Genomic DNA, 14078 nt, shown 5'->3' on the forward strand with positions numbered 1-14078 from the left:
CGTACTGAGGCCGGTGATGCACGGGCCGCGATCGGGGCACGTCAGCGCCGGTCGATCACCTGGGCGAGCGGGGCACGGCGCGGGCCGGCGGCGCCGGCGCGCGGCCGAGGCGGAGCAGCAGGTACGGGTAGCCGACGCAGCCGATCATGATCTGGACCGCCTGGCGGGTGGCGGTCCCCTCGACCGCCGCGCTCAGGGGCAGGACCGAGACGCCTTCGGCGGTTGCGGTCAGCCAGCCTGCGGACAGCGCTTCGCCCGCGCGCAACCAGTCCTCGGGCTCGTCGGTGTGGCCGTACAGCAGCGCGAACGTGGCGCCGCGGTCGTCGGCGAGCCGCGCCGGCCCGGCGCCGGTCGAACGGTCCCCGGATCCGGACACGGCGGGCCGGGCGCCGGAGGCGACCCTGGCGAGGTCGACGACCTCATCCGGGTACAGCACGTGCAGTGACGTCTCCTCGGCCCGGACCGCGGCGGTGACGGCCTTGAGCTGCGCGGCTGTGATCGGCGCGCCGGTGACCGGCGACCGGTCGGTGCGCCGCAGGGGGATGCTGCCGATGAGCGGTGCATCCGCCGGATCGGCCGGCGAGCGCTCCTCGAGCCGCAGCGACGCGAGTTGATCAGGGTCGGCGGGGTCCGTCTTACGGTTCATCGTGAGCCGCCAGCCCTCCGCCTCGAGCGCGATCCGGGCGTGGTGGAGGGCCGCACCGCAGCTGAGGATCGCCAGGCGGCCGTCGGCGTCGACGTCGTCGTCGATGCGGCCACGGTCGAGGTACAGGGTCAGGGTGTTGCCGGTGAGCTGCCAGCGCCACGGCTGCGTGTCGAGGATCGAGGGCGCGAATTCTGCCGTGCCGGCCGCGGCCAGCAGCGAGTGGACCACGGCCTGGGCCCCGATCGGGTGGATCGTCGCGTCGGCCGGCACCGCATCGACCGGCTGCGCATCAGCCGGACCCGTCGCGTCGGGCCGGCGAGTGGACCTGGGCTTGAGCTGCACGACCTGCATCTGGGCGGACCTCCGGACCTGCGCCGCACAGCGGCGGGTGAAGGCGAGAAGGAGTAGTCGCCCGGGCCACGCGCGGCCGCATCAGAACGGGCCGCAGCCCAACCCTACGCCGGTCCGGCCCCGCACCGTCATGACCGCGATCACCTTTGTTGCCCGGCCGGCCCGTGCGGCCGGCCGGGCAACAGCGTCACCGGCCGGCCTGCGGGATCAGCGAGTTGGTATCGGAGGTGCGCTTGGCCTTCTTCGCGGCCCGTTTCTCCTTCAGCGTCCTGCCTTCCTTCTTGCGGTCTTCCTTGTGCGCGGATCTGCTCGCCATAGTGACCTTCTCTCATTCGTCGAAGGTGGGGCACGAGCCCAGCCGGCGGCTGGGCCCCGATCGGTGGCCGGCGAGCGCGGGAGCAGCGGCGGGGTCCAACCGCTGCGCGTGCTGCAACACCGACAGCAGCGCGAGCGTCGACTCGGCGCCCTGGTTCTCGTTACGACCGGAGGCGGTCAGCCCGTCGCATCCGCCGCCGGTCGACAGGTCGTGCAGCGGCAGGCCACGATCGTTGGCGCCGAGGAACCAGTCGATCGCCGACGCCAGGCCCCGCTCCCAGCGGGGGTCGGTGCTGACGGTCATCGCGCGGGCGCACGCGTCGGCCATCGCGGCTGCCTCGATCGGCTGCTGGTCGAAGGCCGGGGCCACGTCGAGCGGGCCCGCACCACCGACCGGCGTGCACGACAGGTGCCCGTCGTACGTCTCCCGCTCCAGCAGCCAGCCGAGCATGCGCAGCCCGTCGGAGGACGCGTCGCCACCGGCCGCGATCAGGGTCTCCGCCAGGGCGGCGTTGGCGTAGGTGAGGCGACGCTCCGGCCATGGCCAGGCCGGGTCTCGCGGCACGGGTCCGATCGTGACCACCGCGTCGTGCAGCAGCCACCGTGAGGCGCGGTGGTCCGGCCAGGCGTCGAGGATCTCTACGGCGCCGAGCGCCGCGAACGCCATCGCCCGCGGCCAGCGGGTGCGCCGGTGCGCGCCGGTCTCGAAGCACCGCAGCGCGGTCGCGCGCATCGACGGCAGCGGGCTGCGGGCGGCCGCCGTGCCGAGGCCCCACATCGCCCGGCCCCACCAGTCGCCGACCGCCGGCTCGTCCTGCCACCGCCGGTCTGGTCCCAGCCGGTTGCGGAACGCACCGTCGGGGGCCTGGGCCGCGACGAGGAACGCCAGATACCGCTGGGCGAGGCGGAGCAGGTCCGGCGGCGCGGCCGACTCGCGGCAGATGACCAGCAGGCCGCGGGCGACGTCGTCGACACAGTACCCATGCGACGTCCTCGGCGTGGTGTGCTCGGCGTGTTCGAACAGGCCCACGTCGTCACTGAGCCGGCGCAGGTGCGCGAACGACGGCCCCGGGCGGCGGATGCTCACGGCAGCACCGGCGCGGTGCCCGGACACCCGTCCGGCCCGCTCATCGCGGACGACCGGAACCGGCGACGAAATCAGACATGACCCACCTTCCAATGGCGGGTGCGGCGCCGGCGGCGAGCGCAGAAGGCGAACACGGCGCTGGTCATGCGGTGCGAGCACCATGCGACGGCGATGCTGCTGCCGTCGCCCGGGCGTCGATCGGGATGAGCAGATCAACGTTTCCCACCGTACACGCCGCCGCGGTGAACGCTATCCGGCGCGACCGCCGCTCGTCGCCGCGCGATGGAGCTCCGGGCGGCGCTACCTCGCCACCCATGAGCCCCACGTGCGAAGAAGGTCAGCGGCACGTCGCGGCGTCCCGCCGCAATGTCGGCGCCACCGGGGGCCTGGATGCATTGAAGAACCCAACGCAGTCAGCCGATCCGGTAGGGGGCGTAGCCTCGCGGAGGCGCCCGAGACCCCGGTCGCCGGTCCAGACGCGAGTCGGCGGACGCCCGACGGCCCACACCCGGCGTCGTGTCCATTGTGGACAGTGTCACCCGATCGTGCTGGCGGAAGCCTGCCGCGTGCTACGGTCGACACGTCTTGACCCGTCTCGATCGAAGCTCCGGGTCGTCGGCGACCGCTCGTCGCCACCATGGTGCTCGCACCGAATTGACCAGCGCCGGGTTAGCCTTCTGCGCTCGCCGGTCGGCGCCGCACCCGCCATTGGAAGGTGGGTCATGTCTGATCGCTCTGCCGGTGCCGGTCGTCGGCCATGACGATCTCCTACGGATTCTTGAGCACGTACCCGCCGACCCAATGCGGCCTGGCGACGTTCGCGGCCTCGCTGCTGCGCGCGCTCACGACGCCCGGCTCCGGGGACCGCGCGGGCGTGGTGCGCGTGGTGGAGTCGCCCACCTACGCTGACCGCCCCGAGGTGGTCGCGCGCCTGCTGCTGCACTCGCCTGCCGGCGAACAGCCGGCCGTCGCTGCGCTCGAGCGCCACGACGTCGTGATCGTGCAGCACGAGTACGGCATCTACGGCGGCGCCGACGGCGAGGACCTGCTGCCCGTGCTCCGCCAGCTCCGGTTGCCCGTGATCGTGGTCCTGCACACCGTGCTGAGCCAGCCCACCGAGCACCAGAAGGCGGTGCTCGAACAGGTCGTCGCGCTCGCCGGCGTCGCGGTCGCCATGACCGAGGCGGCCCGGACGCGGCTCATCGCACAGTACGCCGTGGAACCGGACAAGGTCGTCGTCATCCCGCACGGCGCACCGGAGACCCGGCCGCTGCGGAGGCTCAAGTCGTCGGACAGGCCTGTGATCCTGACCTGGGGTCTGCTCGGCCCCGGCAAGGGGATCGAGTGGGCGATCGCCGGACTGCGGCTGGTGCGCCACCTCGTGCCCCGGCCGCAGTACGTGATCGCCGGCCAGACGCACCCCAAGGTGCTCGCCGAGCAGGGCGAGGCCTACCGCCTCAAGCTGTACTCCAAGGTCCGCGCGCTCGGCCTGGCAGGGCTGGTCTCGTTCGAGCGTGCCTACCTCGAACAGGACCGCCTCGACCGGCTGATCGAGCGCGCGGACGTCGTGCTGCTGCCGTACGACTCGCCCGACCAGGCGACCTCGGGAGTGCTCGTCGAGGCGCTGGCGGCGCACAAGCCCGTCATCGCCACCTCCTTCCCCCATGCCGTCGAGACGCTCGGCGGCGGCGCGGGCCTGCTCGTGCCGCACCGCGACGGTCCGGCCATCGGCGCGGCCCTCAAGCGGGTGCTCACCGAGCCCGGCCTCGTCACCGGCATGCACGAGAAGGCCGAGCGCATCTCCCAGCGCAGCGGCTGGTCCATCGTCGCCGAGCGCTACCGCACCCTGGCGACGTCGCTGCTCAGCCGCGCACCGGTACCCCTGTAGCCACCGGCCGGGCGTCAGGCCTTGTCGGCGACGAGCAACTCCGTGGTGAGGAAGAGCGCCGCGACGGTACCGGTTGTTCTCCGCAGGCTACGCCGCCGGCCGGCAGACTCGGGTGATGGTCCTGCCTCGAGCCGCCCGCCGGTTGCCCCTCTGGGACGTCGACCACACGCTCATCGAAACCCGCGGGCTGGGCGGCGAGCTCCACGCCAACGCGTTCCACACCGCCACCGGCGTCCGCATGCTGCACAAGGCCGAAGTGACCGGGCAGACCGAACCGTCGATCCTCACCGCCACATTACGGCCGCGCCGCACGCCGCGCAGCACCCGCACCCGGTGTCGCCGGGTGCGGGTTCGCGGGGCTGACCGGTCAGCCGCCGGCGATGACGCTGTCGCCGGCGAGGTGTTCGGTGCGCTGCACGATGAGGGTGCGCAGCGTTTCGGCGTCGGACTTGGTCTTCTCGGCGTTGTTGCCCTGGACGGTGCCGAGGACCGTGGTGATGCCGTCGAGGATGTTCAGGGCGTCCGCGCCGGCGTAGATCTTCTTGTACAGCGCGCGGTAGGCGTCGTCATAGGTCGAAGTGAATGCCTTGCTGGCCAGGAACCGTTCCTTGAGTTTGTTGCCGCCGAACCCGCCGCGCCCGCCCATGCCGCCGCCCATGCCCGCGGGTGGTTGCATGCCGTCGGGCAGCTGCATGCCGGCCGGCGGCTGGAAGTCCCCACCGTTGCCGCCGCCGGGGAAGCGGCCGCCGCCCATGGAGGTGGTGTCGTGCGGGCCGGTGGTGGCGCTGCCGGAGAAGGACAGGTTGTAGTCCCAGCCGACGACGGAGAACTTCTTGGTCTTCAGGTCGTACCACAGGTAGTAGTTGCGGCCGGGCCCGGCCATGTCGTCGGAGTTGAGCAGCAGGTTCTGCGCCGAGACATAGCGGGCGAACGACGCGACGTCGACGTGGTCGGCGAGGTGCTTGTCGAAGTCGGCGTCACTGGCGCTGTGCACCCACTTGATGAGGTCGATGACGGGTTGGAGGTCCTGGCTGCCCTTCTTCGTGATCTGCTTGAAGTCGTCGGCGTAGTCGATGGGGTCGTCGCCCTGGTCGGTGAACGATCCGGTGGCGAGGCTCTTGTACAGCACCCCGGACTCGCCGAGCGACTCGGCGAAGTCCTCGTCGGGGTGTTCGACGATGAGCCGGGCGGTGGTCGGCCGGTTGTTGACGGTGAAGCTGGTGTACGCGTACCGCTGCGCGGTCTGCCCGGCCTTGGCGAGGACGTTGAGGGAGACGGCCTCGTTGAGCACCGTGGACCCGCCGCCCATCCCGGCGACGCGGACGGCGATCTCGCGATGGCCCTGGTACCGGCGGCCGTCGGCGAACTCGTCGAAGCGGATCAGCCACGGCAGCGTCTCCGGCTCCTCCGCCTTCAGCGACGCCATGCCGAACCCGCCGCCGGGCCTTGCCCCACCACCGCCGGGAAAGCCACCACCGCCGGGAAAGCCGCCACCGCCGCCGGGGAAGCCGCCGGCCGGAGGGCCGCCGTTGCCGTTGCCGTTGGCGCCGCCGTTGCGCTGTGGCATCTGCCCGCCCTGACCGCCGGGCTGGGCACCGACCCGGGCGCCGCCGAACCCGTTCGGCCGTGACTGGCCGTTGCGGGTCAGCCCGGCGAGGGTCGAGTTGCCCTTGAGCCGGATGCCGACACTGTCGATCCGCGTGCCGTCGATGGTGATGTCGGCCTCCAGGAACTCCTTCTCCCCCTCGTCCCAGAACTCGTCGAGGAGCCGCTGGTAGTCGGCGTCCTTGAAGCTGAGCGTGATCGTGTGGGCCTTGGTCTCGTCGAAGAGGTCGGTGGTCCCCGCGATGTCCTCGACGATCTGGTCGCCGTCGTTGTCGCTGGTACTGGTGACCAGCGGCGCCACGCGCACGGTGTCGAACACCACCGCGCACGCGACGAGGAACGCGGCGCAGACCGCGAGCAGCTTCCAGTAGTGCCGGACCCGGACCGGGATGCGGTGCAGCAGCCGGCGGCGCATCACAGGTCCGTCTGGTCGTAACCGGTCAGGACGGTGACGCGCTGCCCGCCCGTGCGCTCGCCGAGCGCCGCGATGAGCTGGCCGGGCTCGTGGCCCTTCTTCAGCCGGACCGTGTACATCAGCTCGCTGAGTGCCCCGCCGCGGATCGACTCGATGCTGACCAGCTCGAACTCGCTGGTGTGCGCGATGAGCACGTCCTGGATGCTGTCGGTGTAGCCGCCGTCCGGCGGGACCTGCACCTTGACCACCTGCCGCTGGACGCTGGCGGCGAACCAGTTGAAGCGGTACATGACGACGATGATGAGACTGATCGCCACCGCCGCGACGATGGCGAGGGTGTAGAACCGGGTGCCGGCGGCCATGCCGACGCCCATCACCAGGAAGATGAACCCGACGTCGCGGGTCTCCTTGATGGCGTTGCGGAACCGGACCACCGACAGCGCCCCGACGAGCGCGAACGCCCGCGCGATGTTCGACCCGACCACCAGCATGATGAGCGCGATCAGCATGCCGAGGATGACGAGCGTCTGCACGTACGACTGGCTGTAGGACACGTTGCGGTGGGTGAACCGGTACACCCAGCCGATCATCGCGCTGAGCACGAACGACAGCGACAGGGCGATCGCGATGTCACCGACGCTGAACGTGCCGGACAGGTCCTGAACTTCGAACGGCATGGCGGTCAGACCTCACTACGAGAATCGGGGTGGGCGGAGGCCGTTGCGAGGGCATCGGCGGGGTCGGTGTCTGGGACGTGGAAGATCGAGCGTGGGGCACGGCCGTACGCCTCCACGCTCTGGCAGTACTTCGAGATCCGGGCGACGGACAGGTCGAGCTCGGCGGCGAGGTCGGTCAGCCAGTACGGGACCCGCTCGTTGGCCTTGAACTCCACCACCGCCAGGCGGGCCGGGATGGCGAGCCGGTTCTCCGCGTCGGCGGCCAGGTGGAAGTCCCGGTCCCGGCCACGGACCCGCTGGTCGACGGTGACCCGCAGGCCGGCCTCGGCACCTCGACCGACGAACGCCTCCCGCTGGTACCCCGTCATCGCCACGGGCCGCAGGTCGAGACGGCTGACCAGTTCCAGGACCTCCTGCACGAACGCGCCGTCCTCGACGAGCTCCCGGTGGTCGCACAGCCGCAGGGCCTGCCGGTACGGCAGCGCGACCCGCCGCTTCTGGGTGACCCGGTTGACCCGCTGCTTGATCTCCACGAACACGTTCGTGTCGTCGTCGACGGCGAACCGGTCGCCGTAGTGGCGGATGCGCAGCTTGCGCCGGAACCGCAGGCCCTCGATCTTCTCCCAGTAGAAGCGCAGGTCCCGGGTGTCGTAGTAGGTGCTCCACACCCCGTACCCGCCGTCGGTGCCGTGGCTGTCCCGGTCCAGACGCCGGTCCAGCTCGTCGCGCAGCGCCGGCAGGGCGGTGACCGGCATCAGGTACTTGATCTCGTACCGGTTGAACGCGTGCAGCCTGCTCGGCGCCCGCAGTGCGTGCCCGGCGTGGTCGTCGTTGCCGGCGTCCGGCGAACCGGTGGAGTCCGGCACCGGGGAATCGGGGCCAGCGTCCGGCGGCACGTCGCGTCGTCGTCGGAACGGCCATCGCATAGTTCGTCGCCAATCTGAGGTCGGCCAGGACAAAAGAGACACAACCAGCCGAACCTCAGAGCAGCCTTTGAACAGCATGCAAACTACACATGAACGCGAGGTGTACGCCGAGCCGTGGCCGCGCCGGTCGAGGCTACGACCCTCGCCGTCCTCCGGAGGCGGAAACGTGGATCTTCACAGGGGTTGCGGAGGCTCGTTCAGGGGCCGCAGCGGTAGAGCACCTCGGTAACAGTGCCGGCAATACCGTCCGGGGCCTCGGTGCAGGCGGACCGCACCCAGTCGGCGATCCCGGTCGTGGCGCCACTCATGCGACCAGGGCCGGTAACTTCGGCCAGCAGCACGTAGCGCAGCTCGCCGCGGTCGACCATGCCCCGCAGCGCGGTGAGGGTCGGCTGCGGCACGGTGCCGCTGAACCCGCCCATCGGCAGGTAGGGCCGGCCCGTGGCCATCATGTACGGCCCGGCGGTGTTCCACGAGCTCATCGCGGCCAGGAACCGGGCACCGCCGCGGTGGGCGATCAGGTACTCGTCGAGCTGACGCTGCTCGGCGGTGAGCGCGTCACTCGCGCCGCCGAACCGGACCCCGCCGGGCGCCTGGCCACCCGGGAACCCGCCACCCGGGAACCCCCCGCCTGGGGACCCGCCACCCGGGAAAGCACCGCCCGGGAAGCCGCCGCCGGGGAGCCCGCCGCCGGTGGGACCGCCCGGGAACTGGCCGTTGCCCGGACCCTGCCCGCCGGGCATCCGGGCGCCGCCGCCGAGGCCCTCCCGCGCCGCCGGGCCGGCCGAGGCGTCGAAGGCGCTGCCACCGTACCGCGCGTCGAGCACCGAGGCCGCCCAGGCGCTCGGTACCGCCACCATCGCCGCGACCGCGAAGGCCATCGCGGCGACCAGGACCCGCTGCCCGGGCGCCCGCGGACGGCCGACCGCCGCCACGACGAGGACCGGCAGCGCGAGCACGGCGGTGCCCAGCACCACCCACGGCAGCCAGGGCAGGAAGTCGGGGAACCGCCGGCTCAGGTACACCGTCCAGGCCAGCTCCGCCACGAGGAGCACCGGCAGCTGCCACGGCGCGGTCCGGTCCCGAAGGCCGCGCCACGCCTGCACCACCGCGGCCGCCGACAGCGCCGCGAGCGGCGGCGCGAGGGACGCCATGTACGCCGTGTGCGGGATCATCATCGAGCTGAACACCGCCGCGACCGTCACCAGCCACAGCCCCCAGAACAGATGGTTGGCCCGGACCGGGTCGGTGCGCGGCGCCCGTCCCCGCGCGACCAGACCGAAGGCCAGGCCCAGCAGAGCGAGGGGATACAGCCAGCCGATCTGCGAGCCGTACCGCGCGCCGACCAGCTTCGCCGCACCCTCACCACCCGGACCGCCCGGGCCTCTCTGCTCGGCGGCCGACCCGGGCCGGCGCTGGTCGAACTGCGTCCCGGCGGGCGGCTCGAAGCCACCCGGTCCGCCGCTGCCGGGTCCGCCGCTGCCGGTGAACATGGACTGGACCGCGCCCGGCACGTGCAGCCCGAACCGGTCGATGCCGTTGTAGCCGAACACCATCGCGATCGCGCTGTTGTTGGTGCTGCCGTCGACGTACGGGCGGTGCGCGTCCGGCGTCAGCTCGTACAGCGCGACCCACGACACCGACACGGCCAGCATCACCGCGCCCGCCGCGCCCAGCTGACCCAGCCGGCGCCGCCACGGACCGGGCGCGGCCACCAGGTAGGTGACGGCCATCGCCGGCAGGACCATCCACGCCTGCATCATCTTGGCCTGGAAGCCGACCCCGATCCACACGCCGGCCAGTACCAGCGACCGCAGCCGCCCCTCGATCAGCGCCCGCTGGAACGCGTCCGCCGCGAGGACCAGGCACATGGTGAGCAGGCCGTCCTCCATCGGATGCCCGAACATCGACGCGACGACCGGCGTGAGCCCGAACAGCCCGGCCGCCAGCAGCCCCGCCGCGGGTCCGGCGAACCGGCGGCCGATGCGGTACATCACCAGGACCGCGACGACACCCTCGACGACCTGCGGCAGAGTCAGCGACCAGGCGTGGTACCCGAAGATCCGCGCCGACAGCGCCTGCGGCGCGAACGACCCCGCGAGCTTGTCGATGGTGATCGTCGCGCCCGGGTCCAGGGCACCGTAGAAGAACGCCTTCCAGCTCACCGACATGCTCTTCGCCGCGACCGAGTAGAACATCGCGAAGCCGCTGTCCCGGATGCGCCAGGCGTACAACACGGCGGCCACGGCCGCGACCGCGAGCAGCGCCGGCCGCGCCCAGCCCGGCTGCCCCTCCGGCGACCGCCAGAACCCCAGCCGACCCGGAACCCGAATCGTCCGCACAACCACCACTCCTGGGCATGTATCCGCTTGATCCCGCGAAGCAGTCTGCCGGTCGAACGTTGCACAAGCCGCCGATCCATCTCAAAGAAGCCTCAGAGAATCGAAAACACTGGGTGCTCGCCGCCGGCGGGGAGCGGAGCAGCGGACCGCCACCACCGACGAGATGAGCCGCGACCGACGGCCCGGACGACTCCGTCGGACTCTTCCAGCAACGCCCCGCCCGAGGCTGGTGCACCCGCGAACAGCTCCTGGACCCGGCGTAGCTTCTCCGCGGCCCTGCTCGCCCTCGACGGCTGGCAACAGATACCGCTGACCGTCGCCGGCCAAGTTGTACACCCGCGAGAGGGAGCGCCGCGCAGCGTCCCGGCCGGCTGGTCGGTCAGGTCGTCGAGTGCAGCGTCAATGCTTCCTGGTAGTCGCTGAGGGCGTCGGGATAGCGGTGTCCGGCAGTGAGGATCATCGCCCGGTCGGTCAGTGCGTGGATGAGCGCCCGCCGGCCGGTCGCAGTGGTTCGGGCGTGTAGGCGGCGGGCGACGTCGACGCTGTCGTCGAAGGCGGGTAAGGCTGGTTCGAGGAAGCGGTGGCCGTGGCGCCACAGCCCGTACACGCCGGTGCGGATGGCCAGCCGGCGTCGCAGCGCGGCGAGTTCGGGCAGGCGGTGTTCGCGGCGGGCCGTGTCGCGGAGGGTGCCGGGCCGGTCGGAGGCGGGGGCCTCGCGCCGGGCGATCCCGGATTCGTCGAAGTACCAGCTGGCCCGCTGGTGGTCCGGCGCGACGATCGCCGCCGTGCTCGACAGCCGAGTCGTCCCCGACGGGCACGGCGTGTGGCGGGAGGGCGATCACACGGTCGCGTTCTACCTCGAGTACGACACCGGCACCGAGACCCTGTCGACCGTCGCCGCGAAGCTGCCCGCGTACCGCCGGGTCCAGGACCTCGGCGGCCCTCGCTGGCCGGTGCTGTTCGTCCTGCCCAGCCGACTGCGGGAAGGCAACCTCCGGCAGCGGCTCGCCGCCACCGGCACGTCCGGGGTCACCGTCGCGACCGCGTCACAGGACCGGGTCGACACCGACCCGTCCGGCCCGATCTGGGCGCTCGCCGGCGACACCGGCCCCCGGCGGCGCCTCATCGACGTGCCGTGCGAGCTGGGGTCCGCGAGTCCGCTGAACCCTGGTCCGGCGACACCTGACCAGGACCCGCTGCGGCTGCTGCGCGATCAGGACTGAACGCCTCCGCGGTCGGACGGGACCTTGCAGGGATCGATGGTGACGGGCTCAGCCCATCGGCAGGCGGCTGACGACGCTGTCGGTGCGGCCACTCAGTTCCCGGTCCAGGGTCTCCTGGGCGTCGCGCATGGCTTCGGCGTACGCCGGTTCGGCGAGCCGTCGCATTCCTTCCTCCGCAGCGACGTCCTCGACCACCGCGCTGATCCACCAGATGTTGCCGAACGGGTCACGTACCCGGCCACCCCGCTGACCGAAGGCCTGGGTGGCCGGTGCGGTGACCACGCGAGCCCCAGCGGCGACCCCGCGCTCGATCGTCCGATCGGCGTCGGCGACGAAGACCCGCAGGAGCGACGGCATGGCAGGCCAGTCAGGTAGCCGGTCGAAGGCGAGCAGGACGGTGTCGCCGACGCGGATCTCGGCGTGGCCGATCGTTCCGTCTTCCAGCTGTACGCGCCCCAGCTCGACGCCGTCGAACACCGCGGTGATGAAGTCCAGCAACTGCCCGGTGTCGGGCGTGACGATCCACGGCGCGACGGTCGTGTACCCGGCCGGTGGGGCGCTGCTCATGAGAATCTCCCTCGTGTCGGAGCGGACCTGCACGCCCACGGTAGGCGTCGTATAGGTCACCTCCAGTCCTAGTCGGGCGACACAATGTCGGCATGTCCGACGCGCTTGCCCGGCTGCTGTCCCTGTTGTCGCTGTTGCAGACCCCTCGGCTCTGGCCGGGAAGCGAGCTGGCGCAGCGACTCGGCGTGTCCGGCCGGACCGTGCGGCGTGACATCGATCGGTTGCGCGAGCTGGGCTACCCGGTGCACGCCGAGCAGGGCGGGCTGGGCGGATACCGGCTGATGGCCGGCACGGCGATGCCGCCGCTGCTGCTGGAGGACGACGAGGCGGTCGCCGTCGCCATCGGGCTGTGCACGGCGGCGACGCAGGCGGTGGCCGGGGCGGACGAAGCGGCGGTGCGGGCCCTCCGCAAGCTGCTCCAGGTGCTGCCGCCCCGGCTGCGCCGCCGGGTCGAGACACTGACCTCCTCCACCGTGACCCACCCGTTCGCGCTGGCCGTGGATCCGGTGAACCCCGACGCGCTGATCGTCACCGCCGCGGCGATCGCCAACCACGAGCGGCTGCGGTTCCGGTACCGCGACGAGGACCGGCACGTCGAGCCGCGCGCTCTGGTGACGGCCGGGAGGCGCTGGTACCTGCTCGCGTTCGATCTCGATCGCGACGATTGGAGGACCTTCCGGCTGGACCGCGTCACCCGGCTCGCCGCGACCGGCGCCCGGGCGGTCACGAGGGAGGTGCCCGGCGGGGACGTCGCCGCCTTCGTCGCGAGCCGGACGATGCAGATGGCCCCCACCTTCCCGGCCGACGTCGTGATCCACGCTCCGGCCGCCCACCTGGTGGACCGATTCGGCGGGTCGCCGCCCGGTACCCTGACCGACCGGCCGGACGGGACCTGCCGGTGGCTCGCGCCGCCGGACACCGGCGAGTGGCATGCGCGCCGGCTGGCGTCGATCGGGCTGCCGTTCGAGGTCAGCGGCCCGGCGGAGCTGACCGCCCACCTCAGCTCGATAGCCGCGCTGTTCCAGGCGGCCACAGCCGAATCAGGCGCCGGGCAGGGACGCGATCGCTGAAACGGACGGTTGAGTGCTTCCACCGTTCGGTCGCACCGGTGGCTCACCGACCGTGTGTCGCGCGGTCGATCCGCTGCGACGCGTCGTCGAGCGGGGCCCGACACTCATGCACCAACCGATTGCCCGCCAGAGGGCCGGGTCCGGTAGCACCTACTCAGGACGCCGTTCGTGCGCCACGCGTGAGACCGCCCGAGTCCTGGCTACCATCAGGGCTCCAGCGATTAGGTGACGATCGCTCGGATGGCGCCGGAGATTGCGCCTACGGCGGCCGGGGAGCTCGCGCCGTTCAGGTCGAGTCAGCCGACCGCCAACATCAACGGACGTCACATCGGCCCTTCGTCGGTGGCGCCTATGCGGTACGGGACAACTCGATGGACACCTTGAACGCGGGCGGCGACCCAGGAGCGGGCGCCGGTGGATCGCGATCCGCACTGATCTGCGCCACCAGGACGATGAGCACGAGCATCACCGCGAGTGCGCCTACCGCGAGAGCGGCATCACGGCGGCCGTTGGCCGGTGGCGCATCGCCCATGTTCCCCCTGGCTCAGTGCTCACGACAACCCGTCGACATCGAGGGTACGGGCGGCCGTTCACCCGGAATGTCGGGCACGAGGGCAGAGTGCCCGCCCGTCCGTCGGACACGGCGCGACGGTCCTGTCCGCGGCACCGCGCACCACCAACCCCGTCCCAGCTGATCGGCTGGGTGCTCGGCGCACGCGTCCACCATCGCTGAACCAGCGGGTTCAGTTCGGGGTGCGGAGGCAGGAGTCTCTCGCGGCGGCGCAGCGGCCGGGCGCGACAATCGGTGAGCAGCTCGACGCAGGCGGCAGTCAGGGAGCCGAGCAGCGCCGCGTCACCGGTTGCGACCCTCGGTTGTCCGCCGAGAGCTCACCGGCGGGTCGGCGGACCAGGTGTGGATAGGCCGGTGCGCGTGCCGCGCTCGCGTTGACGTGCGCGATCGTGGCG

General features: G+C 71.9%; 12 protein-coding genes. 3 read left to right on the forward strand and 9 right to left on the reverse strand.

Annotation, left to right across the window (positions count from 1 at the left end; translation table 11 throughout):
• Positions 1-55 precede the first annotated feature (55 nt).
• The 3 genes from ABD332_RS31490 to ABD332_RS31500 all read right to left on the reverse strand — a co-directional run bounded on the left by ABD332_RS31490 (position 56) and on the right by ABD332_RS31500 (position 2399).
• The gene (locus tag ABD332_RS31490) at positions 56-997 is read right to left on the reverse strand and encodes a nitroreductase family protein (protein ID WP_344505969.1); all 942 of its coding nucleotides are present in this window, start codon (positions 995-997) and stop codon (positions 56-58) included.
• Between the two features lie 187 nt (positions 998-1184).
• Positions 1185-1313, reverse strand: coding sequence for a hypothetical protein (locus ABD332_RS31495; protein ID WP_344505970.1), 129 nt, complete (start codon positions 1311-1313; stop codon positions 1185-1187).
• A 12-nt stretch (positions 1314-1325) separates the two neighbouring features.
• Positions 1326-2399, reverse strand: coding sequence for a glycosyltransferase (locus tag ABD332_RS31500; protein WP_344505971.1), 1074 nt, complete (start codon positions 2397-2399; stop codon positions 1326-1328).
• Between the two features lie 757 nt (positions 2400-3156).
• On the opposite strand from ABD332_RS31500, the gene ABD332_RS31505 reads away from it, so the two are divergent.
• A complete protein-coding gene (locus ABD332_RS31505) occupies positions 3157-4287 on the forward strand; it encodes a glycosyltransferase (RefSeq protein ID WP_344505972.1) in 1131 nt (376 codons plus the stop codon).
• A 367-nt stretch (positions 4288-4654) separates the two neighbouring features.
• Here the strand turns inward: ABD332_RS31505 and ABD332_RS31510 are convergent, their stop codons facing one another.
• The 5 genes from ABD332_RS31510 to ABD332_RS31530 all read right to left on the reverse strand — a co-directional run bounded on the left by ABD332_RS31510 (position 4655) and on the right by ABD332_RS31530 (position 10859).
• The gene (locus ABD332_RS31510) at positions 4655-6307 is read right to left on the reverse strand and encodes a CotH kinase family protein (protein WP_344505973.1); all 1653 of its coding nucleotides are present in this window, start codon (positions 6305-6307) and stop codon (positions 4655-4657) included.
• Positions 6307-6984, reverse strand: a complete 678-nt coding sequence (locus ABD332_RS31515) for a DUF4956 domain-containing protein (protein ID WP_344505974.1) — start codon at positions 6982-6984, stop codon at positions 6307-6309. Before ABD332_RS31515 ends, ABD332_RS31510 begins: the two co-directional genes overlap by 1 nt.
• 5 nt (positions 6985-6989) lie before the next feature.
• Positions 6990-7850, reverse strand: a complete 861-nt coding sequence (locus ABD332_RS31520; protein ID WP_344505975.1) for a polyphosphate polymerase domain-containing protein — start codon at positions 7848-7850, stop codon at positions 6990-6992.
• A 257-nt stretch (positions 7851-8107) separates the two neighbouring features.
• Positions 8108-10252, reverse strand: coding sequence for an ArnT family glycosyltransferase (locus ABD332_RS31525; RefSeq protein ID WP_344505976.1), 2145 nt, complete (start codon positions 10250-10252; stop codon positions 8108-8110).
• 379 nt (positions 10253-10631) lie between these two features.
• Positions 10632-10859 carry a hypothetical protein gene (locus ABD332_RS31530; protein ID WP_344505977.1) on the reverse strand — a complete coding sequence of 76 codons (228 nt, stop codon included), beginning with the start codon at positions 10857-10859 and terminating at the stop codon, positions 10632-10634.
• A 67-nt stretch (positions 10860-10926) separates the two neighbouring features.
• Between ABD332_RS31530 and ABD332_RS31535 the strand changes: the two genes are divergently transcribed.
• Positions 10927-11475 carry a replication-relaxation family protein gene (locus ABD332_RS31535; protein ID WP_344505978.1) on the forward strand — a complete coding sequence of 183 codons (549 nt, stop codon included), beginning with the start codon at positions 10927-10929 and terminating at the stop codon, positions 11473-11475.
• A 48-nt stretch (positions 11476-11523) separates the two neighbouring features.
• On the opposite strand, the gene ABD332_RS31540 is transcribed toward ABD332_RS31535, so the two are convergent.
• Positions 11524-12042, reverse strand: a complete 519-nt coding sequence (locus tag ABD332_RS31540; RefSeq protein ID WP_344505979.1) for a VOC family protein — start codon at positions 12040-12042, stop codon at positions 11524-11526.
• A 92-nt stretch (positions 12043-12134) separates the two neighbouring features.
• On the opposite strand from ABD332_RS31540, the gene ABD332_RS31545 reads away from it, so the two are divergent.
• Positions 12135-13112, forward strand: coding sequence for a helix-turn-helix transcriptional regulator (locus ABD332_RS31545; protein ID WP_344505980.1), 978 nt, complete (start codon positions 12135-12137; stop codon positions 13110-13112).
• The last annotated feature ends 966 nt before the right edge of the window (positions 13113-14078 follow it).

The organism is Dactylosporangium maewongense (assembly GCF_039531485.1).
Classification (GTDB): domain Bacteria; phylum Actinomycetota; class Actinomycetes; order Mycobacteriales; family Micromonosporaceae; genus Dactylosporangium; species Dactylosporangium maewongense.

Excerpts from the sequence above, each read along its gene's own strand:
- ABD332_RS31505 (WP_344505972.1), top strand. The coding sequence starts at position 3,157 with ATGACGATCTCCTACGGATTCTTGAGCACGTACCCGCCGACCCAATGC.
- ABD332_RS31545 (WP_344505980.1), top strand. The coding sequence starts at position 12,135 with ATGTCCGACGCGCTTGCCCGGCTGCTGTCCCTGTTGTCGCTGTTGCAG.
- ABD332_RS31495 (WP_344505970.1), bottom strand. The coding sequence starts at position 1,313 with ATGGCGAGCAGATCCGCGCACAAGGAAGACCGCAAGAAGGAAGGCAGG.
- ABD332_RS31540 (WP_344505979.1), bottom strand. The coding sequence starts at position 12,042 with ATGAGCAGCGCCCCACCGGCCGGGTACACGACCGTCGCGCCGTGGATC.
- ABD332_RS31490 (WP_344505969.1), bottom strand. The coding sequence starts at position 997 with ATGCAGGTCGTGCAGCTCAAGCCCAGGTCCACTCGCCGGCCCGACGCG.
- ABD332_RS31510 (WP_344505973.1), bottom strand. The coding sequence starts at position 6,307 with ATGCGCCGCCGGCTGCTGCACCGCATCCCGGTCCGGGTCCGGCACTAC.
- ABD332_RS31515 (WP_344505974.1), bottom strand. The coding sequence starts at position 6,984 with ATGCCGTTCGAAGTTCAGGACCTGTCCGGCACGTTCAGCGTCGGTGAC.